Below are 21,423 nucleotides of genomic sequence, written 5' to 3'. Positions count from 1 at the left end.
GCGGGCGCAGGTGTGGCGTGGTCCTAGATGTCCAGGAAGCGCACGTCCTTGGCGTTCTGCTGGATGAAGTTGCGCCGGGATTCCACGTCCTCGCCCATCAGGACGGAGAAGATCTGGTCCACTGCGGCGGCATCGTCCATGGTGACCTGCAGCAGCGTGCGGTGGTCGGGGTCCATGGTGGTGTCCCAGAGCTCGGTGTAGTCCATCTCGCCCAGGCCCTTGTAGCGCTGGATGCCGTTGTCCTTGGGCAGGCGCTGGTTGTTCGCCAGGCCGCGGGCCACGACTTCGTCGCGTTCGCGGTCGCTGTAGACGTAGTCGTGCGCATGGTTGGACCACTTGATCCGGTACAGCGGGGGCTGCGCCAGGTACACGAAACCGCTCTCGATCAGCGGCCGCATGTAGCGGAAGAGCAGCGTCAGCAGCAGCGTGGTGATGTGCTGGCCGTCGACGTCGGCATCGGCCATCAGCACGATCTTGTGGTACCGGGCCTTCTCCACGTCGAAGTCCTCGCCGATACCCGCACCGAAGGCGGTGATCATGGACTGGACTTCGGCGTTGCCGAGGGCCCGGTCCAGGCGCGCGCGCTCGACGTTCAGGATCTTTCCGCGCAGCGGCAGGATAGCCTGGGTTTCGGGGTTGCGGCCGCGGACGGCGGAACCGCCGGCCGAGTCACCCTCCACGATGTAGATTTCGGACTTGGACGGATCCTTGGAGGAGCAGTCCTTGAGCTTGCCGGGCATGCCGCCGGATTCCAGCAGTCCCTTGCGGCGCGTGGATTCGCGGGCCTTGCGGGCAGCCAGCCGGGCCTGGGAGGCCTGGATGGACTTGCGGATCACGTCGCGGGCGGGGCCGGGGTTGCGTTCGAGCCAGTCGCCGAGCTGGTCGGTGACCACGCGCTGCACGAAGCCCTTGACCTCGGAGTTGCCCAGCTTGGTTTTCGTCTGGCCTTCGAACTGCGGCTCGGCCAGTTTCACCGAGATGACGGCGGTCAGGCCCTCGCGGATGTCATCGCCGGTAAGGTTGTCATCCTTTTCCTTGATGATGTTCTTCTCGCGGGCGTACCGGTTGATCAGCGAGGTCATGGCGGCGCGGAAGCCCTCTTCGTGCGTTCCGCCCTCATGGGTGTTGATCGTGTTGGCGTAGGTGTGGACGCTCTCGGAGTAGGCGGTGGTCCACTGCAGGGCCATTTCCACGGCCATCTTCTTGTCGCTGTCTTCGGTTTCGAAGGCGATGACGTCGTCGTGGATGGCTTCGTACTTCTTGGACGTGTTCATGTGCTTGACGTAGTCCAGCAGCCCGTCCTTGTACATGTAGTCGACCACGCGGTGCTTGGGGCCGGTCTCTTCGCCGTCCGCCGGGGGAGCCTCGGTGATTTCCTCGGTTTCCTCCTCGAGCGTGCGCTCATCGGTGAGGACAATGCGCAGGCCCTTGTTCAGGAAGGCCATCTGCTGGAACCGTGCGCGCAGGGTTTCGAAATCGAATTCCGTGGTTTCGAAGATCGTGGGATCCGGATAGAACGTCTGCGTCGTTCCGGTTTCCTCTGTGGCCTCGCCCTTGCGCAGGCCGCCCACCGGGCGGCCGCCGTCGGCGAAGGACTGGTGCCAGACAAAACCCTGCCGGCGGATTTCGGTTTCCACGCGGGCGGAGAGGGCATTAACAACTGAGATGCCGACGCCGTGGAGGCCGCCGGAAACGGCATAGCCTCCGCCGCCGAACTTGCCGCCGGCGTGCAGGATGGTCATGACCACCTGGACGGTGGGCATGTTCTCGGTGGGGTGCATGTCCACCGGGATGCCGCGGCCGTTGTCTTCGACGCGTACACCGCCGTCGGCCTGCAGGGTGATGTTGATGCGGTCGCAGTATCCGGCCAGGGCCTCGTCCACCGAGTTGTCCACCACTTCGTAAACGAGGTGGTGCAGCCCGCGGGGGCCGGTGGAACCGATGTACATGCCGGGGCGCTTCCGGACGGCCTCGAGGCCCTCCAGTACGGTAATCTCGTTGGCGCCGTACTCGTGCGGAGTGGCCGCATCAGGCTCGCTGTGGTGCTCTGCTGTTACGTCAGCGTTGTCCATCTCATTGTCGTTAGCCACAGGTGCTGTCGACTCCTCAGTGTGTTGGTCAAATATTGACGCCTCTCCGCAGGACAGGCGTCTCAACTACCAATTCTACCGTGCCGGAGGGGTCATTACGTCCCAAAACACCCTCTTAGCGGCCACCAAAGCTGGGTTTGAGCCCATATCCACCCCTTCTCTAGGTCCGGATATGGCCGGAGGGGTGCCAGCGCCGCTAAAAGCCACAGAGCAACTGTGATGCGGACTACTTTCGGCTGCGCGTGAACGCTCCAGGGGGCCCGGCGACGCTCCCGGCGCACACCCCCGATGCCGGCGGACTTCTACCCGTAGGTGTCCCTCGGCCCGCGGCCCTTAACGCTGCGCAGACCCTTGCGCCAGTTGGGTGCTGCGGGGCCTATCACTTCAATCTTGGTGACCACGCCGGGGCCGAGTTCGGCATCAAAACGGCTGATCAGCGAGCTGCGCAGCAGGCGCAGCTGGGTGGCCCAGGCCGTGGAATCACAGCGGACCTGGACAGTGGTGTCTGAAAAGGATTCCGGCTTGCAGTGAGCGCTGACGTCGGCACCCACCAGTTCCTCCCAGCGGGAAATCACCGATCCCACGGCAACGGGGGAGTTCCAGCCGCGTTCGCTGACAAACCGGTTGAAGACCTTCCCCACGCCCTGGGGATCCCGCCCGGTGTATTCGCCCGGAACAAACGGCAGTGCCGCCCGGCGGTGCCCGGCCTTGCGCCGTCCTGCCGGGATGCGCTGGTTGCCGCGGGCCTGGGCCGCCTGCCGCATGCGGTTCAGCTGCGCCTGGGCCGCGTCCTGGCGGACCTCCGTTTCCTCAGGCCTCTGCTCCCGAGCCCCGGCCGGCGGCAGGCCTGCGCCAGGATCCGGCGTCGTTCCTGCGGCGCCTGAGCCGTCAGACGGCGGGAACACTGATGCCTCCGGGAACCACGGTTACCACTTCTCCGACCAGGGCCTCCGGAATATCTTCTGCCACCGCCGCTGTGACAAGAACCTGCTCGGCGCCCGAGACAATCCCTGCCAGCCGGGTGCGGCGCTGCACGTCGAGTTCGGCGAACACATCGTCCAGGATGAGGATGGGTCCGGCGCCCGGGCTTTCGTCGTCGCTGAGGAGCAAATAGTACGTTCCCAGGCGCAGGGCCAGGGCGAAGGACCAGGTTTCTCCGTGGGAGGCATAACCCTTGGCCGGTGCCTGGCCCAGAACGAGTTCGAGGTCATCGCGGTGCGGGCCCACCAGGGAGATTCCGCGCTCGATTTCGCGGCGGCGGTTGGCAGCGAAGGCAGCCAGGAACCTCTCGGTCAGTTCCGTCTCGGTGAGCCCGTAGAGCTCCTCCGGATCCGGGTCGCCGACGACGGCGCCGTCGTCGTTCACCGCACCCTGGAGGGTGGAGCGGTAGACGGCCCGAGCAATTTTGCTCCCGTCCGTCAGGTCGCGGTAGGCACTTTGGAGATGCGGCTGCAGCCGGCGCAGTGCCTCCAGCCGGGCGGACAGCAGCCGCGCTCCCGCAGCGGCCATGTGCTGGTCCCACACTTCAAGGGTCGCTTCGTGGGAGGAAGTGAAGCGGCCGGCGGCACGGGCTGACTTCAGCAGGGCGTTGCGCTGCTTAAGGACCCGCTCATAGTCGCTGCGCGTAGCCGCGTGGTGAGGCACCAGCGACACAATCAGGTCATCGATGAACTTGCGCCGGCTGGCCGGATCGCCTTTGACCAGGGTGAGGTCTTCGGGAGCAAACAGGACCGTGCGGCACAGCCCGAGGATGTCCCGTGCCCGCACCGGATTCGCCCGGTTGATCCGGGCCCGGTTGGTGCGGCCGGGATTCAGCTCCAGTTCAACGCTGGTGCGCTGGGTTCCCCGGACCAGGCGGGCACGGACCAGCGCCTGGCCGGCGTCGAAGGCAACCAGGGGTGCGTCGCTGCTGACCCGGTGGGAGGACAGGGAAGCGAGGTAGCCGATGGCTTCGACAATGTTGGTCTTTCCAGTCCCGTTGGGTCCGACAAAAACCGTGATTCCGGGCTTAAGTTCAAGGTCGAGCTGCGCGTAGCTGCGGAAACCGGTCAGGGAGAGGTAATCAACATACAAGCCTGTCCACCTTTGCCCTGCCTTCCGGTTGCCGTGTTTCTGTTTCCGCCGTGGATTTCCTGCCGAGGATTTTCCCCTGTGGTGCGCCGGGCGGAATGTTCTGTTCTTCCAGCCTACTGCCGCCGGTCTATTCCGGGCTGCCGGCACCGTCAACGGCGGCCGGCGGAAGGTTCCCGGCTGCCGGCTGCTGAAGGGGCGGCTCTTCCGCTCCGCCGCCGGCAGGCTTAACTGCGTGGCCGCCGAACTGGTTCCGCAGTGCGGCCACCATTTTCATTGCCGGGGATTCATCCTGCCGGGAGGCAAACCGCGCGTAGAGCGCTGCCGTGATGGCCGGTGCCGGAACTCCGCTCGCCACGGCTTCCTCCACAGTCCACCGGCCGGCCCCCGAATCCTCCGCGTAACCGGCGATCCTGCTCAGCTCCGGATCGTCTTCCAGGGCGTTGACCACCAGGTCCAGCAGCCACGAGCGAATCACCGTGCCGTCCTGCCAGGCATGCATGACGCCGGGAACATCGGTGATGATGTCTTTGGCCGCCAGCAGTTCATACCCTTCGGCATAGGCCTGCATCAGTCCGTATTCGATGCCGTTGTGAATCATTTTGGCGTAGTGGCCGGCCCCGACGCTGCCGGCGTGGACAAAGCTCCGTTCACGGCTGCCTTCGGGCCGCAGGGCGTCGAAAACCGGAAGCGCCAGGGCTATATCCTCGTCGCTGCCGCCCGCCATCAGGGCGTAGCCGTTGTCCTGGCCCCACACGCCGCCGGAGACCCCGCAGTCCACATACCGGATTCCCGCCGCAGCGAGTATGCGGGCGTTGCGGATGTCGGCGTCGTACCGGGAATTGCCGCCCTCAATCACGAGGTCGCCGCTGGAAAGCACCTCGGCCAGCTCCGTGATCACCGCGTCGGTGACGTCTCCGGCCGGAACCATGACCCAGACCACCCGCGGCGAGGGCAGGTCCGCGGCCAGTTCCGTGAGCGACATGACATCGCTGACCACCGGGTTCCGGTCGAAGCCGGTGACGTCGATGCCGTTGCCGCGCAGCCGCTCCCGCATGTGGAAACCCATTTTGCCGAGTCCGATCAGGCCTACATGCATGTCAGGTTCCTCTTTCCTGAGTCCTCGGCCGGGCCGGCCCCGCTGCTACTGGTTAGGCAGCCGGACCGGCATCAGCAGGTACCGGTAATCTTCCCGGTCGTCGCCGGTGAGTTCCTCCTGTGCGGAAATCACAGCCGGCTTCGGGGGTGTTGTAAACGAGAAGCGCACGTATTTGCTGGGGAAGGCGCCCAGACCCTCACTGAGGTAGTGGGGGTTGAAGGCAACCGTGATGTCGTCGCCGATCAGGGATGCCTCCAGAGCTTCGGAAGCCTGGGCATCTTCTCCGGTGCCGGCGTCGAGGGTTACCTGGCCGTCGGTGAAAGCCAGGCGCACCGGGGTGTTGCGCTCGGCCACCAGGGACACGCGGCGCACGGCTTCAACGAGGGCACTGGTTTCCACCGTGGCGTGGATCGGTGTGTTGTCCGGGAACAGCGACCGGATTTTGGGGTAGTCCCCGTCAACCAGCAGCGAGGTGGTGCGGCGTCCGCCGCTTTCAAAACCGATCAGCTCGCTGTCGTCGGAAAACGCGATGTTCAGGTCACCGCCGCCCCCGAGGGTCTTGGCTACTTCGTTCAGGGTTTTGGCCTTGACCAGCGCACTGGTGGAGATGCCGGGGGTAGCCGGCTTCCAGGAGAGTTCGCGCAGCGCCAGTCGGTAGCGGTCGGTGGCGAGGAAGGTAATCAGATCGTCTTCGATCTCCATGCGCACGCCGGTAAGGATGGGTAGGGTGTCATCGCGGCTGGCAGCAATGATGACCTGGGAGACGGCCTGGGCAAAGGCATCGCCGTCGACGACGCCGCTCACCTCGGGAAGAGCCGGAAGTTCCGGATATTCGGCAACGGGCATGGTGGCCAGGTTGAAGCGGCTGTTGCGGCAGGTCAAGGTGACCTTCGATCCGTCCGTTTCGACTTCAACGGGAGCCGAAGGAAGGCTGCGGCAGATTTCGGCCAGCAGCCGGCCGGAAACCAGGATGGTGCCCTCTTCCGCGATGTCGGCGGCAATCTGAAGCCGCGCCGAAATCTCGTAGTCGAAGCTGGCGATGCTCAGTGATCCGCTCTCCGCCTTGATCAGCAGGCCCGATAGAACCGGAACCGGAGGACGCGGGGAGAGGGAACGCGCTGTCCATGTAACCGCTTCGGCCAGGACATCCCGCTCAACTCTGAACTTCACTGCAGGGTGCCGCCTTTCACAACGTACTTTTCAGTACAACTGAATCTTCATGACAAGTGAGGGAGCATCGCGGGCGCTGCGGCGCCGCAGCTGCGCCGCTTTCGAGACCCCATCTCGGATGGAGCCGCGGATGACAACAATACTCTGTGTCAGCTTAGCTCCCGACCTGCTGTTGATGCACGGTGTTCGGCATGCCGGTGATCTGCCTGCTCCTCTTCGGAGAAGACATCCGATGTTCGTTCCATGGGGGCGAAGCGAGCGGTCCGGAAAGGTCAGATGTTATTTGGAGGAACCGAATTCTTAAGGTTCGTAGTGTTAATAACTCCTGTGGATACTGTGGATAACCCGGCCCATCCGGGCGTCAAGGCGTTTTAAGCCTGTGGATAACCTGTGGGTCCACGCTGCGGCGATCTCGGCGGGCTGTGGGGAACTTTTGTGTAATTCCGCGTATCCACAGGGAAGTGCTGCGCAGGAAGAGTTATCCACCGGGTTATCCACACCCTTGTCCACATCTGTTAATTTTGAGCCCCTGCGGGGCCCAGGATCCCCGCCGTTCCGGGGATTATGCCTCGCGCTGCTGCTGCTTGATGCGGTTGGTAAGTTCCGTGACCTGGTTGTAGATCGCCCGCCGCTCGGCCATCAGTTCACGGATCTTGCGGTCCGCATGGATAACTGTGGTGTGGTCCCTGCCTCCCAGCTCCTGGCCGATTTTCGGCAGCGACATGTCAGTGAGCTCACGGCAGAGGTACATGGCGATCTGCCGCGCGGTCACCAGGGTGCGGGTCCGGGACTTTGAGCACAGTTCCTCCAGGCTGATCTGGAAGTAGGCCGCGGTCTGCCCGAGGATGGAGGCGGCCGTGATTTCCTGGGCGCCGTCGTCGGTAATGAGGTCCTTGAGGACAATCTCCGCAAGTCCAACATCCACCTGCTGCCGGTTCAGGCTGGCAAACGCGGTCACCCGGATCAGTGCGCCTTCAAGTTCCCGGATATTCGTCGAAATCTTGGAGGCGATGTACTCCAGCACGTCGTCCGGGGCACTGAGGCTGTCACCGATGGCCTTCTTGCGCAGGATCGCGATCCGGGTTTCAAGCTCCGGCGGCTGCACATCGGTCAGGAGGCCCCATTCGAAGCGTGAACGCATCCGTTCCTCGAAGCCGGAGAGCTGCTTGGGCGGCAGGTCGGAGGTAATGACAACCTGCTTGTTGTGGTTGTGCAGGGCGTTGAAGGTATGGAAAAACTCTTCCTGCGTCGCATCCTTGTTGGCCAGGAACTGGATGTCGTCAATCAGCAGGATGTCCACGTTGCGGTACAGCTGCTTGAAGCTGGCACCTTCGTCGTAGCGGATGGAGTTGATGAAGTCGTTCGTGAATTCTTCGGAATTTACGTACCGGACCCGGATGCCGGTGTAGAGGTGCCGCGCGTAGTGGCCGATGGCGTGCAGGAGGTGGGTTTTGCCCAGTCCGGAGTCGCCGTAAATAAAGAGCGGGTTGTAGGCCTTGGCGGGAGCCTCCGCCACGGCGACGGCGGCAGCGTGGGCAAACCGGTTGGAGGAACCGATAACGAAGGTTTCGAAGACGTACTTCGGATTCAGCCGGCCAAACTCCTGGGAAGTGCTCGGCGGCGTCGGCGAGGGAGCACTTTCTCCGCTGGGGACCGGGCTGGGGGCGGGCTGTTCCGGTTCCGGTTCCGGATCAGCCTTCACGGCAGGGATCATGTCCGCATCGATGACGAAGGCACACTGAATATCGGCTTGGAAAACTCCCCGGAGGACTTCGTCCAGAATGTGCTTCAGCTGGGTCTGCAGGACTTCGCGGGTGAGTTCATTTGGAACGGCCACCAGCAGGGTGGTTCCGATCAGGCCCTGGGCCTGGGCCAAAACCACGAAACCGCGCTGCCGCGGCGAGACGCGGTCGTCGGTTTCCAGGGTTCGAATGACCTTGCGCCAGGAACTGCCGACGTCGTTGATTTCGTCCGTGCCCACAAAAACCTCTCGTGATCGCCCTCAGCGGTCTCAGAAAACATGGAAGCCCGATCGGGTTTCCGGCAGTTCATCCACAGACTTATGCACAGTTAGTGGATAAAACGCCCGTGGCCAAGCCTAGAGGATGATTTACCCCGGTGGTAGCTGGATTCCGGCTGTGGACAGCGGCTGGGACTGGGCTCACACCACCGGGTGTCAGGGGTTGCAGCGGGTAGTTGTCCACAGGTGTTGATGTAATTGTATGAACAGGGCCGGGGGTGAACCCCGTGCCGCCCGGTTTGACTGGCGGCGGTCCTGCCCCTAACGTGGAGTAGTCCTTTGTGTCTGCTATCTGCACTCATTCATGCCCATCAGGGTTCTGGGAATCAGGGTCCAGGTCCGGGTTGAGAGCAGTCAGAACACATGAAATAAGCGCCGCTTGTTCTTCCCCCTTGTCGTAGCAAGCCAGCGCAACTCAGATTGTCTTGGAGTAACTACCGTGAGCAAGCGGACTTTTCAGCCGAATAACCGCCGTCGTGCCAAGAAGCACGGCTTCCGCCTTCGCATGCGTACCCGTGCAGGCCGTGGAATCCTTTCCGCACGCCGCGCCAAGGGCCGTACCGAACTGTCGGCCTAAATAGCCTCAAGTTTGCCGATGCTGCCTACCAGCAGCCCCGTCTCCGATTCCAGGTGGTCTGAATGCTGGCCGTAGGGAACCGGGTACGGACATCGGCGGATTTCTCTTTTACTGTACGTTCCGGTGCCCGCAGTGGGCGCCGGAACGTCGTGTTATATGCCGTGGCAACAGGGCCGAACCCTACCCGGGTAGGGTTCATCGTCGCGAAAAGCGTCGGGAACGCCGTGACACGGAACCTCGTTAAGAGAAGACTGAGAGAAGCAGCTGCCCAAAGTCTGCGTGAGTATCCCACCGGGTTCGATATTGTCGTCCGCGCCTTACCGCCGGCGGCAACCGCGTCCTGGCAGGAACTCCGCGCAGACTATCTGGGTGCGCTGCGCACCTGTGCGGGGAAACTCGACCGCACCCGAACTCCGAGCCAGAAGGGGTGATCCGCTGATGAGCCGTTCCGGTACCAATCCGGTAAGGGCTGTTCCGGCGATTGCCCGGGGCGTGTGGAATCTCCCGCGCTTCCTTCTCATGGGCCTGTTGATGGCCTACCGCAAAACCATTTCGCCTCTGTACGGACCGGTCTGCAGGTTTTTCCCCTCCTGTTCCGCATATGCTCTTGAAGCCGTGACTGTTCACGGTGCCGTTCGCGGTACCTGGCTGGCGGCGCGGCGGCTTGTCCGCTGCCACCCGTGGAACGACGGCGGTGTGGACCATGTCCCGCCTGGACACAGGATTTGGGACCAGGAAAAGGTTCCGAGGATTATTGTGCTGAATCATCCCGTGATTCCAGCCGACGAAGACAGCCGCGAAGCGGCTTAGGAGAGTAAATGGGTTTCTTCGAAGCGATACTGTTCCCCTTTAAGTGGGTAGTGTCCTGGATCATGTGGATTTTCCACGAGGGTTTCGTTTTCCTCGGCATGGATGCCGCATCCGGCTGGACCTGGACGTTGTCCATCATCGGCCTCGTGATCGTGATTCGTGCAGCACTGATTCCGGTGTTCGTGAAGCAGATCAAGGCCCAGCGCGGCATGCAGTCGCTACAGCCGGACCTGAAGAAACTCCAGCAGAAGTACAAGGGCAAGACCGACCAGCTCTCCCGTCAGGCAATGACGCAGGAGCAGATGGCGCTCTACAAGAAGCACGGCACCAACCCGTTTGCAGCCTGCCTGCCGATGCTGATCCAGATGCCGTTCTTCTTCGCCCTGTTCCAGGTGCTGAACGGGATTTCATCGTCCAACGCTGCAGGCGAAGGCCAGGGTGCCCTCTCGCATGAAGCCATCGCGCAGTTCGATGAAGCCACCATCCTGGGTGCTCCCCTTTCCTCCTCGCTGCTGCACGGCGGCGGCGGAGACGGCCAGCTGGCCGTCGTCATCCTCTCCATCATCATGATCTTGGCCATGACCGCTTCGCAGTTCATCACCCAGAAGCAGATCATGTCCAAGAACATGTCCGAGGAAGCCCTCGCGAGCCCGTTCATGCGGCAGCAGAAGATGATGCTTTACATCCTGCCGTTGGTCTTCGGCATCGGCGGCATCAACTTCCCGATCGGTGTGCTCATCTACTGGACCACCACCAACCTGTGGACCATGGGCCAGCAGTTCTTCGTGATTCGCCGGATGCCGACTCCCGGCTCCCCCGCGGCTAAGGCCCTGGCCGACCGCCGCGCCAAGAAGGGTCTGCCGATGACCCCGCTGCTGGGAGAGGCCAAGGGCGACGCCGCCGAGCCTGCCCCGGTGGCCACCAAAACCCAGCGTCAGCAGCCCCAGCGGAAGAACAGGAAAAGGCGATGACCTCCGAGCCCGTAGCGGAATCTCCTGATGCGGCGCCCGAGCCTGTCGAAGAAGCTTCGCCGGCTGCGGCTGCAACGGGAGAATCCCGCGGTCCCGCCCGCCTCGAAGAAGAAGGCGATGTAGCGGCCGATTACCTTGAGGAACTTCTCGATATCGCCGATATTGACGGAGACATCGACATTGAGGTCCGTCACGGCCGCACCTACATCTCCATCGTCGCTGAAGAGGGTGACAGCACCGGTCTGCGCGCCCTCGTGGGCGACGAGGGGGAAGTGCTTGAGGCATTGCAGGAACTGTCCCGCCTCGCGGTTTTGACGTCCACTGACAGCCGCTCCAGGCTCGTTCTGGACATCACCGGGTACCGCCGGGAACGCAGCGCCGAACTGCAGATCATCGCAGAACAGGCGGTCAGCCGGGCGAAGGAAGACGGCCAGGATGTTGCGCTGCGCCCGATGAGCGCGTACGAACGCAAGATCGTGCACGACGCCGTTGCCGACCTGGGGCTCGTCAGCGAGTCCGAGGGCGAAGGGGATGCCCGCCACATTGTGGTGTCGCTGCCTTCGGCCTGAGGCCCGTTCATTGCTGTAAAACTGCACCGCAGACAAGGAAACACCACGTGGTTGAAACAACGCCCGCTGAACGCACGGCGGCGGAAAAGATCTTTGGTTCCCGACTGGAACTGGCCGAGCGCTACGTAGAACACCTGGCGACGTCCGGCATGGAACGCGGGCTGTTGGGGCCCCGCGAAGTGCCCCGTCTGTGGAGCAGGCACGTGCTGAACTGTGCCGTGGTTGCTGATCTGATTGGCGAAAACGCCCGGGTGGCGGACGTCGGCAGCGGCGCCGGACTGCCCGGTCTCTGCCTGGCAATTGCCCGCCCGGATCTTCACCTCACGCTGATTGAACCCTTGGAGCGCCGGGTCATCTGGCTCAACGAGGTGGTCACTGATCTGGAGCTGGAAAACGTCACGGTGATCCGCGGCCGCGCAGAGCAGGTGATAGACGACGTCGATGCTGATGTTGTCACTGCCCGCGCCGTTTCCGCACTGGGTACGCTGGCCGGCCTGACAATCCCCTTGCTGAAAGGCAAGGGAGAGGTGCTGGCGATCAAGGGCCGAAGTGCCGAAGAAGAGATTCAGAAGGCCGCCAAGGCCATCCGCAAGCTCGGCGGCAGGGAAACATCGATTCTGACCGCGGGCGAGGGGCTCCTCGAGGAGCACACGACGGTTGTGCGCATTCTCGTCGGGTAGCCGGCAAGGGCATGATCTTATGCACACACCGGGTGTGATCCGGGATATTTGGCGGGCACCGGATAGGCTAGATGAACTGATGCCTATGTTTGGAAAGTGAGCCTGTCCAGGTGAGTGCGCGCCGTGATTCCGCTGCAAAACGGATTCCACCCTTTGCAGCGTTGGGTTCTGCCCTCTCGGCACAGTTCTCCAGGATTCAACCCCAAATGTTTGCGGGCAGTCAGACGCCGGTAACGCCGTCGGATGAAGTGCCTGCGAACCGGGCACATAAGGCGCCGGTGGTGCATGAGCCGGCTGCACCAAAACACTTCCGGCCGCCTTCCGCCGAGCCGGTTGCTGAAAAGCCGGATATTGTTTCACCGGCACCCGTTACCGATGAGGAACCCGCTCCAGCTCCCGTGGAAATGGTTCCACGTGAAACATTGGACAGCGTTGTCACCCTGCAAACCGCAGCTGAATCAGCTGCTGGCCCCGAGGCTATCGAAGGTGGTGTATCTGACTCCGCGGTTATACCGTCGAAGTCGGTAGACGTTATGGATCTGATGGACGAAAGCACCCCGCTCGCCCGGGAACTCGCACATGAAAACCGCCGCCGTGAGAAGCTACGGGGAAGGGTTCTTCCACGCCCCGTGGAAACCCGGATTATGACGGTCAGTAACCAAAAAGGCGGGGTCGGAAAGACAACCACCACAGTAAACCTGGCTGCGGCACTCGCAAGCGCAGGACTCAACGTGCTGGTCATCGACATCGACCCTCAGGGCAATGCGTCCACGGCTCTCGGGATTGACCACCACGCTGAGGTTGAGAGCATCTACGATGTGCTTATTGATGACCTGCCCCTGGCGAACGTCGTCGCCCAGTGCCCCGACATTTCCAATCTGATCTGTGCTCCTGCAACCATCCATCTGGCCGGTGCCGAAATCGAATTGGTCTCCCTGGTGGCTAGGGAGCAAAGGCTCCGTCGGGCTATCGATACCTATGCGGCCGAACGGGAACGCCGGGGCGAAGAACGCCTGGACTACATTTTTATTGACTGCCCGCCGAGTCTGGGCCTGCTGACCGTCAACGCTTTTGTTGCCGCCCGCGAGGTGCTGATTCCCATCCAGTGCGAGTACTACGCATTGGAGGGATTGAGCCAGCTGCTGAAGAACATTGAGATGATTCAGAAGCATCTGAACGCTGACTTGGTTGTTTCTACGATTCTCCTGACTATGTACGACGGCCGGACAAACCTCGCGGCTCAGGTAGCCGCCGAAGTCAGGGAGCATTTCCCTGACCAGGTTCTTGGCGCCGTCGTACCGCGCTCCGTGCGTATCTCGGAAGCCCCCAGCTACCAGCAGACGGTTATGACGTATGACCCGTCCTCAAGCGGTGCGCTCTCCTATCTGGAAGCCGCTGCGGAGATCGCCCAGCGCGGATAGACACCCGTCATGCCCTGCGCAGTAAATGACGTTCGGAATCGTAGAATACAGTCACAATCAATCCATGCCGCTTGCTGTGTGCATAAGGGAAGGACATACCCATGACCGAAAAGCGTCGTGGTTTGGGAAGAGGTTTGGGAGCATTGATTCCCAGCAGCGCAGAACCAGAGGAAGCCTCGCCGGTATCCTCGGCTCCCACCCGTGCCGGCCGGCCCGTGGATGTCTTCTTCCCGTCCGCCACCGATACCGTGACCCCTTCCAGGCCTGTTGCCGGGGGGCGGCGCGGTTCAGGGATAAACAAGGATGCCCTGCGCGGACCTGCTCACAATGCTCCGGGCAGCGGATCGGGCAGAAACCAGCGCCACGCTGCCGGATCCGCGGCGGACGAGGCAGCTGCAACGGAGACCCCCGCTACCGCTGACAGCCCTGCAGTGCGTTCTGCGGGCACTGTAGCTTCCGAAGGTCCTGCAGCCGGGAAGGGCCGCGCGAATACGGGAAACAGGCAGCCAGGGGCTGCAAAGCCCGTTGTGGGAGAATCCGGCACAGGGGGCGAGAGCGCCGACAAGGGTGAGGCGGTTTCGCCGTCTGCCGCCTTGGGCCATGACGCTGTTTCACGTGAAACACTCGTGGAGGTCCCCGGGGCGACGTTCGCCGAGATTCCGGTGGACTCCATCCATCCGAACCGGAAGCAGCCACGGTCGGTCTTCGACGAAGACGACATGGCTGAACTGGTGCACTCGATCCGGGAAATCGGTGTTCTGCAGCCGATCGTTGTCCGGCCTTCTCCCGAGAACGATCCGGAGCACCCCTATGAGCTCGTCATGGGTGAGCGGCGCTGGCGGGCCAGCCGTGAGGCTGGCCTTGAAGCTGTTCCTGCCATCATCCGTTCCACCCAGGACGTTGATCTGCTGCGCGACGCCCTGCTGGAGAACCTCCACCGGAGTCAACTCAACCCTCTGGAAGAGGCTGCGGCCTACCAGCAGCTCTTGGATGACTTTGAGTGTTCGCACGAAGAACTCGCGGACCGAATCGGTCGGTCCCGACCGCAGGTAACCAACACTCTTCGGTTGATGAAGCTGCCGCCGCTGGTCCAGCGTCGTCTCGCTGCCGGAATTCTCTCCGCCGGACATTCCCGCGCACTGCTGGGGCTGGCTGATGCTGCTGAGATGGAAAAGCTGGCTCAGCGGATCGTGGCTGAGGGGCTTTCTGTCCGGGCGACGGAAGAGATCGTCTCCATGAGCGAAGGTTTGCGTCGCCCGCCGAAGGAGAGCAAGCCCAAGGTGGGTGCGCGCCATGAGCGGTTGGATTACCTGGCCACATCTCTCTCCGACCGCCTTGATACCAATGTGAAGATCACGCTCGGGGCCCGCAAGGGCAAGGTCAGCATTGAGTTCGCAAGTGTCGATGACCTCAATCGAATCATGGGCGTCCTGGCGCCTCCGTCCAACTAACAGAACACCTTTGCAAGTTGAGGTTGGCCTGTGTTTCACGTGAAACACAGGCCAATTCTCTGCCCAGATTTGCGCCGCCAGTGATTTTTTGGGGACGCTCAACCCTCCCTCACGCGTTAGCGGTTGACGTCGAAGCCGCGTGTCTAGCTCGCCACCGTCCTTCATGGAGCTGCGTTGACCAAGGTGCCCGAATCACCCTGCTTCGCACAGACCCGCTTTCTCGTGGGTGTACTGTCCCCACCCGTTCCCCGTGTCATCATGATTACGCCGCAGAGCGAACCCCATCTAGAACAAAATGCCGTGTATCTCTGTTGCCTCTTCAGTGACGTGCGTACTTGTTCCACGTGAAACAAGTGCACTCGTGGCGGCAAAGCTGTCCAGAAATAGTCAACGAGATACCAGTTACTAGGTGCCGGTGTCGGTTGTCGGTACTGGTAGGCGACGATCGTGGTCCTGGAACGAGGGCTTGGGGTAGCTACTGACCTATACCGACGGAACTCCGACGAGTGCGTGGGAGGCAAAGGTGTACCTGTGTGCGTGATTGGCGGACTCGTCCGCCTTGTGCCTGCCGCCCGTTCCATCGATCCAACAGGGCTGTTATGCCCAGTGATTGTGCTTGTACCATTCTGCATCTGATTTGGGAGGGCGCCGAGCTGCGGCGCGCTCGAGCCGTGGGGCATAGGCGACTTCTATTGCTGCCGCTTGGAGACCAAGCCCCCTCCCTCGCTGGTCCAGCGTTCCGGGCGTGCCCTGTTTCGCGTGAAACAGTTACAAGGGATGGGTCTGGTCGCTGTTTCACGTGAAACAGGGACCAGTCGGCACCCCCCGAAGAAACCGTGCCCATGCATACTCACAGCCACTTCGCGCGCACGGCGGAGTGGGTGGGAAGGAAGTGCCGTAGGGGGGTTACGGCCGACAGCAACGTGGATGGCACATAATTGGCCCTGGATCGCATAGACGCCCTACTCTTGATTTTTGATCCTTGATCCTTGATCCTCGGCACCTTTGTGTGTTTTATATGAAGTCCTCAGTTTGTTGCGTGACCAACGCGCAACGGTGGCAGCGCCTGGTGGTCCACCGTCACGCACCTGCAAGAGTAGTGCGCGCTACGTTTCACGTGAAACGACCTGCCCCTTCACAGGTCTGAAACGGGAGAAATTCACCTACGGGTGTCCTGCTTAGAGTGGCAGGTAACGCCTGGTCGACTTCCGCTGATCCGCCGGCTAGGAGCTCACCCTAGCCCTATTCGATCCGCCGGGTCCTCCTCTACTGGCTCCGTCATTCTCGATCCGAGCCTGGGGCTCTGCACCCGCTTCCCTAAACACCTGCGGACTGCTCTGCCCCCGCCCCGAAACCTCTGACACCCGACACCAGACTCCTCTGTGCCGCCCCCGAAACCCCTGTCACCGACCACCCCGACTCTCTGCGCCCCCGCCCCCGAAACCTCTGCGCCAGACACCCCGACATTCCTGCACCCCAGGGCTGCTAGCGTTCCGTGCCAGAGCCATTCCATACGTTTCCCAGCGAAGACACGAGCTTCCGTGAACGGTGTTTCACGTGAAACAGGCTAGATGGTGCCGTGTCTATCAAGGCCGAAAGTCACCGGCCCGACGTCTACCTTTCGGTGCGGCCCCGCGTCGCTGGACATCGATGTGGGTCATGGACATCGTGCACTGATGTTCTCGCCCGGCGGGGTGATGCTTCTTCCTGTCGGAAGCGCATGGCAGTTTCCGCAGGGCTGTGTCAGGTCGTCGAAGAGGCTGACTGATGAACCACACTGCCCAGGGTCGGGGCAGATGGATTCCGCGCCCACGCGATTGGTCCTCCCGTGAAGCCCATATCGCCAGCTGCCATAGGGCTTCTGACTCAGAGGGTACAGGGAGCCCCTGGACACCCAGGGTGAGGAGAGGGACTGGGTGCCGTTTCACGTGAAACAGCGTGTTCAGCACGTCCGAGGGCTCATAACACACCACTTTCCCAGGTCGCAGGTCTGGTGGTCCGCCCGAATGTGGCCCCACGGAGAGCCTTGGGAGGGCACTCTTCGTCGAGTTCCCCGGGAGGGAGCAGTCTCCAGCGGGAAGGTCGAGAACGCCGGCCGGTGCTAGTCACACAGCTGCTATGCATATGAGTGTGCGTGTAGCCAGGAGCATGCCAAGCTCCCCGCTAGCAGCACATTAGGGCGTACGATCGCCGCGCACAAAGGTATGTTCGGAGGCACGGAGTGCACTTGAGCGACGAATCTCGGGATGGACACCTGTAAGGCGATGGAACCGCAGAGACTGCCACCCCAGACTGCCACCCCACGGCATACTCAGGTAGTTCGGATCTCTACGCAAGTGTTCCGGGCGAATCCCTGAGTAGCGGACTAAGCGGACGCGGTGGGTGAAGCCTTAGGGGTTAGAGATGATGAAAGAAAGCTCAGTTTCGCCGGTGCCACTCCCGACCCTGCTGAGGTGGTCAGACACTCGGCGTAGGCAGACAAGGCAGCGGCAAGCTACTCCATGGCATCTGATTTCGAGCAACTACTGATCACCGCCCCGACTACGGCAGCGGCAATAGGGCAACGGTGCAGATCGATCCGATGAGGAGGGACGGCTGTCTTCGCCGCGCGTCCTCAGGTGTGCAGCCCAAGTCCTCAGTTGCGCAGCCCAACCAGACTCGGATCAAGGCGGCTGCGTAGGCTCCGAGTGCTTAGCGCGAACCGCAGGAGAGTGAACTCTCCGCGGCGCCCGTCCGACACGGGACCGCAGTACTGACGTCCGCCCGCCAGGTCGCCGGCTGCCTACCTTTAAGATCCCTGCTCGGCGGGCTGTAGCCTCCTTGTCGGACTCACCCAGACGCCGGTCGTGGACCGCGTCCACGCCTGAACCAGGGTGACCAGACAGACCACCGCGTCGAAGATTCGGATCAGGGGAAAAGCGAGCCCGAGGAGGAGTAACGCAGGCCGCCGAAGCACCACGGCCGCGAAGAGAGTCAGCAGGAAATCCGGGAGTACGACGCCGATAAGCAGATCCGTGGGGCGAAGCAGTGAAACATCCGTCAACTGGGAAAGGATAACGATCGGCACGGCCAGGATCAGGACCAGGCTTGCTGAGATCAGTTCAACGATGTGTATCAGCAGGACAGTCCAGAAGTGGCCGCGGCGCACGCCATGCCGCCGGACTGTCTGCCAGAAGCCTAAACTCCAGCGGCGGACCTGACGGACATACTCGCCGAGATTGTCGGGATCCTGCGTGTAGGCCGTCGCAGCGGAAGGATGAAACTCGATCCGGCCCAGCTTCTTGGCATGCACCTCGAAGGTCATATTGAAATCCTCGATGAGCAGACCGGGGGCATCCACCTCAACTTCGGACAGAATCCGCGTCCGGTACATGCTGGCGAAGCCGGGCACTATATTCACTACATTCGCCCGCTCCGACGCCTGCCCGTATTTGATCAACACCTGAACCGCGGCATAGAGCCGTTCACGGTATCCCAGCAGAATACGGCCGAGCAGCCCGTGTCCGCCGCTGGCCGGAAGAGACACCGCGTGTCCTGCGACGGCGACGACGTCCGGTGCGGCAAACAGCGGCAGGCCGGTCTCGAGGTAATCGGGGGAGAGGCGCGTGTCAGCATCCAGCAGCAGCACCACCTCGTAATTGGCTGCCAAATCAAAGTGACCGATTCCGGCAGCCAAGGCCCCGGCCTTGCCGCGGTTGGGAAACAGCTCCAGACAGTTGACGCCGGCGGCGGCGGCAATGGCAGCCGTGGCATCGGTTGAACCGTCTGAGATGACATGAATGTTCGACGGCGGCACGAGCGTGACTGCCGAGGCTATGGTCTCGGAGATCACCAGCTCCTCATTATGTGCAGCAATGAGGACGGCCACTTGGTCGGGCCGCACGGTGTGTCTTTGAAGCAGCGCGAGATACTCGGGTGAGGACTTGTTCTGCCATTCGCCCACTCGGCGCAGCAGGCCGACCGTCGCCCAGAACGGCGTGCTGATGCCTAGTATCAGCAGCAGGATGACCAGTATGGCCCATGGTTCCATTGCTTACCCCCAAAAGGTGTTGCATAGAGTTTTTGAACCGTTAGCCATGCTGGACCTGCCGCGTGGTGACGATCTCCAGCCAGGGCCCGTCCGGAACGTCCTCATCGTCAACAAACTGCCAGCTGACACGGTCGTTTGCGCCGTTGAGGGCTTCAAAACCGAGACACCCGTTCAAGGCCGGCGAGACATCCAGCCCGGCACCGTTGTAGTCGGTGTTCGCCGGACGGGCATCATCGTCGCTGAATACGTAGTTCTCGTCGTCGTAGACGCCGGGGCCGGCATCCTGGATCTGGCCGTAGCATTCGCGGTCGCCCTTGGTAATCCGTACCCAGCGGTTCTTCAGGTAGCTGAAGCTTGTGTCTTTCTCCCGGCCGGCAAATCCCGGTTCGTCGGCCCAGGGGATGACATATTGCCTGATGGCAAAGGCGCGCGGGTCATTAACATCGTCGAACGGCAGGTCAAGGTAGAAGGGGTTTTCCAGCGGTGTCATATTCCGCGGCAGCCAGCTTTCCTCTTCGGTTCGCTCTTCGGTTTCACAACTGCCATCGATGACCTTGCCATCACAGCCGCCGTAGCTCTCCAGCCAGAAGCTGTCATAGGCGGAACGCTCCTGGCTGCCGTCCGCAGCGTTCGGGTCGTGGATTTCGCCAACCCAAAAGGTGGTTGCCACGATGTTCGTGTGCCAGGGGTACTTCTCAGCAGCCGGCTCCTCGCCGGCGCTGCCGCCGGTGCTGTTCGGAGCGCAGCCGGCCCCGGCCAGAAGGATTGCCGCAACAGCGGAGATCGTCAGGTTCTTTGCCATCGTCATCCGGTGCCGTTCCCTTGTCCTGGTGGCTGTGTGGTGTTGCCGCTGGCTGGTGCGCCTGGGCGGGCCGGGGCAGGGGGAGCGGACTCGGCGTCGTACAGTCCATAATCGTCGGTGACTATGTAGCCCTCACTGCTGATGGCGAGGCCGAAGCTCAGAGCTACTGCCCCTTCCGGCACCGCGGGGGTAGTCCACTCTGCCGGGGCGAAATCCGCGCTGGGCTCAAGGAAGGGACTGGCAACCCAGAAGTGCCACTCGCCCGTGTTGTCCCGGTAGTGCACGCTGAACTGGGTGCGGACGTCGGAGGTGTACCACGCCCGCAGTGAGTAGGAGCGGCCTGCCTCCACGGCAGGGGCGCAGGCTCCAAGATCCTGCTTGGGCGTCAGTTTGGCATCGCCGTCCTGATACCTCCGGATGGTGGTCCGGGAGCCGGTGCTGCCGGAAATCCCCGCATCTCTGATGAATTCGGCCTGGTTGCTGCCGTAGCCTGCCTGGATCCAGCAGGTGGGAGCCTTGTCAGTCCACTGTTCCAGATCAGGATTCCTGATGCCGTTTTGTCCCGGTGGTGCAGGCTGGGCGGCCGGTCCCTCCACTGGCGGGGCCTTGGGTCCGCCGATTACTTCCTGGACAGTCCGGACAACGGTGTTTTCCGTTGTTGTCCGCTGGGCCAGCCACGCGGCAAATTCGGTGAAGAGCTGTTCGTCAATGTCGATCCAGTCGCACTCATAGGGACACAGTCCGTGGAACGTCAGGATGACCCAGCCACCCTCTGCCTCGGCCGACGTTACTTCCTCCTGCAGATCGGCAAGGGTCCAGTCCCTTTCCACCTGCCGCGGTGCTTTCAACAGGTTGGGGTCGGCGGGTCGGAGGGACTCTTGGGGCGGACAGTTCAGGCACCCTTCGCTGTAGGTGCCGCCGAGGCCTCGCCCGCTGTTGTAGCCGCATTCCCGGACCAGGGATTTCACCGCAGCACCGGAGGCGAACGGATAGGCAAAATTGGTGACCTCGAAGCCCAGGCCCAGCAGATTCACCCGGTCCTGGCAGATTTCCCGCTTGGCCTCGTCGAGGTCAAGCGTGTCGATGTCCGGGTGGGAGAAGGTATGGCCGGCAACCTCGTGACCCGCCACGGCAACCTCCTTGGCCTGGCGCAGGGTTAGGGAACCGGGTTCATCCAGCAGGCCCGAGTTCAAATAGAAGGTGCCTTTGAGGCCGGCCGCGCTGAGTATCTCTGCGGCCGCGGCCTGCCCGCTGAAGCCGTCGTCAAAGGTCAGCGACACCACGGTCTGCCCGGGGGTGACAGCCATGGGATCCAGCGGGTTGTACGCAGGAACGGCGATCGCTGCCGCCGCCCTGCGTTCGGCGGCGACTGCCTCCCGTGCCGCGGCTTCCTCCTTTGCCGCCCGCAACTTCTCCTCGGCCTCGGGATCCACCGCCTCGACTTGGTCCCGGGTACCGTCGTCGGGCCCCAAGCCGGCTGCTGCAAGCCATTGCCCGCCGAAGAGCAGGAAGGACACCGGCAACGCAAGAACCAGCAGTGCAGCAAAGTTCTGCAGGGAACGTTTCGGCTTCCGGTGGGCGGGGAGATGCAGTCCGGAACGGGAGCCGGAGGGGTGGCGCTTGGTTCCCATGGTTCGGTTCCTTCTCTCTGACAGGGCGGCCT

General features: G+C 62.4%; 17 protein-coding genes. 8 read left to right on the top strand and 9 right to left on the bottom strand.

Going from position 1 to position 21,423, the window contains the following annotated elements:
- Positions 1-23 precede the first annotated feature (23 nt).
- The 6 genes from gyrB to dnaA all read right to left on the bottom strand — a co-directional run bounded on the left by gyrB (position 24) and on the right by dnaA (position 8,410).
- The gene (gene gyrB / locus M1D40_RS18140) at positions 24-2,090 is read right to left on the bottom strand and encodes a DNA topoisomerase (ATP-hydrolyzing) subunit B (RefSeq protein WP_461169751.1); all 2,067 of its coding nucleotides are present in this window, start codon (positions 2,088-2,090) and stop codon (positions 24-26) included.
- A gap of 302 nt (positions 2,091-2,392) precedes the next feature.
- Complete coding sequence (locus tag M1D40_RS18135; protein ID WP_461169750.1) at positions 2,393-2,995, bottom strand: DciA family protein; 603 nt, start codon at positions 2,993-2,995, stop codon at positions 2,393-2,395.
- Positions 2,979-4,163 (bottom strand): DNA replication/repair protein RecF, encoded by a 1,185-nt coding sequence (gene recF, locus M1D40_RS18130; RefSeq protein ID WP_461169749.1) that lies wholly within the window; start codon positions 4,161-4,163, stop codon positions 2,979-2,981. The genes M1D40_RS18135 and recF overlap by 17 nt, the downstream gene beginning before the upstream one ends.
- 127 nt (positions 4,164-4,290) lie before the next feature.
- Complete coding sequence (gene gnd, locus M1D40_RS18125; protein ID WP_461169748.1) at positions 4,291-5,259, bottom strand: phosphogluconate dehydrogenase (NAD(+)-dependent, decarboxylating); 969 nt, start codon at positions 5,257-5,259, stop codon at positions 4,291-4,293.
- A gap of 45 nt (positions 5,260-5,304) precedes the next feature.
- Complete coding sequence (dnaN, locus tag M1D40_RS18120) at positions 5,305-6,429, bottom strand: DNA polymerase III subunit beta (RefSeq protein WP_341394547.1); 1,125 nt, start codon at positions 6,427-6,429, stop codon at positions 5,305-5,307.
- Positions 6,430-6,991: 562 nt separating this feature from the next.
- Positions 6,992-8,410 (bottom strand): chromosomal replication initiator protein DnaA, encoded by a 1,419-nt coding sequence (gene dnaA, locus M1D40_RS18115; RefSeq protein WP_284024433.1) that lies wholly within the window; start codon positions 8,408-8,410, stop codon positions 6,992-6,994.
- Between the two features lie 478 nt (positions 8,411-8,888).
- Here dnaA and rpmH point away from each other — a divergent pair, with 478 nt between their 5' ends.
- The 8 genes from rpmH (at position 8,889) to M1D40_RS18075 (ending at position 14,928) form a co-directional block, all read left to right on the top strand.
- On the top strand, positions 8,889-9,026 hold the full coding sequence (rpmH, locus tag M1D40_RS18110; RefSeq protein WP_056010217.1) for a 50S ribosomal protein L34: 138 nt from the start codon (positions 8,889-8,891) through the stop codon (positions 9,024-9,026).
- A 62-nt stretch (positions 9,027-9,088) separates the two neighbouring features.
- The gene (rnpA, locus tag M1D40_RS18105; RefSeq protein ID WP_461169747.1) at positions 9,089-9,457 is read left to right on the top strand and encodes a ribonuclease P protein component; all 369 of its coding nucleotides are present in this window, start codon (positions 9,089-9,091) and stop codon (positions 9,455-9,457) included.
- A 7-nt stretch (positions 9,458-9,464) separates the two neighbouring features.
- Positions 9,465-9,836 (top strand): membrane protein insertion efficiency factor YidD, encoded by a 372-nt coding sequence (gene yidD / locus M1D40_RS18100; RefSeq protein ID WP_341394545.1) that lies wholly within the window; start codon positions 9,465-9,467, stop codon positions 9,834-9,836.
- Positions 9,837-9,844: 8 nt separating this feature from the next.
- Complete coding sequence (yidC, locus tag M1D40_RS18095; protein WP_341394544.1) at positions 9,845-10,807, top strand: membrane protein insertase YidC; 963 nt, start codon at positions 9,845-9,847, stop codon at positions 10,805-10,807.
- Positions 10,804-11,376, top strand: a complete 573-nt coding sequence (locus tag M1D40_RS18090) for a Jag family protein (protein ID WP_341394543.1) — start codon at positions 10,804-10,806, stop codon at positions 11,374-11,376. Before yidC ends, M1D40_RS18090 begins: the two co-directional genes overlap by 4 nt.
- Positions 11,377-11,423: 47 nt before the next feature.
- Positions 11,424-12,056, top strand: a complete 633-nt coding sequence (rsmG, locus tag M1D40_RS18085) for a 16S rRNA (guanine(527)-N(7))-methyltransferase RsmG (RefSeq protein WP_341394542.1) — start codon at positions 11,424-11,426, stop codon at positions 12,054-12,056.
- A gap of 533 nt (positions 12,057-12,589) precedes the next feature.
- Positions 12,590-13,477 carry a ParA family protein gene (locus M1D40_RS18080; RefSeq protein WP_445818900.1) on the top strand — a complete coding sequence of 296 codons (888 nt, stop codon included), beginning with the start codon at positions 12,590-12,592 and terminating at the stop codon, positions 13,475-13,477.
- Between the two features lie 101 nt (positions 13,478-13,578).
- Entirely contained in the window at positions 13,579-14,928 is a 1,350-nt protein-coding gene (locus tag M1D40_RS18075; protein ID WP_461169746.1) for a ParB/RepB/Spo0J family partition protein, read from the top strand.
- 2,788 nt (positions 14,929-17,716) lie between these two features.
- Here M1D40_RS18075 and M1D40_RS18070 read toward each other — a convergent pair.
- From M1D40_RS18070 to M1D40_RS18060, 3 genes are read right to left on the bottom strand one after another with little or no spacing between them, the layout of a single operon-like run.
- A complete protein-coding gene (locus M1D40_RS18070) occupies positions 17,717-18,958 on the bottom strand; it encodes a glycosyltransferase family 2 protein (protein ID WP_461169745.1) in 1,242 nt (413 codons plus the stop codon).
- Between the two features lie 40 nt (positions 18,959-18,998).
- Positions 18,999-19,766 (bottom strand): hypothetical protein, encoded by a 768-nt coding sequence (locus M1D40_RS18065; protein ID WP_461169744.1) that lies wholly within the window; start codon positions 19,764-19,766, stop codon positions 18,999-19,001.
- On the bottom strand, positions 19,763-21,391 hold the full coding sequence (locus tag M1D40_RS18060; protein ID WP_461169743.1) for a polysaccharide deacetylase family protein: 1,629 nt from the start codon (positions 21,389-21,391) through the stop codon (positions 19,763-19,765). Before M1D40_RS18060 ends, M1D40_RS18065 begins: the two co-directional genes overlap by 4 nt.
- Between the last annotated feature and the right edge of the window lie 32 nt (positions 21,392-21,423).

It is taken from the genome of Arthrobacter sp. Z1-15 (assembly GCF_054792395.1).
This window is presented reverse-complemented; position numbering and strand designations above follow the sequence as displayed.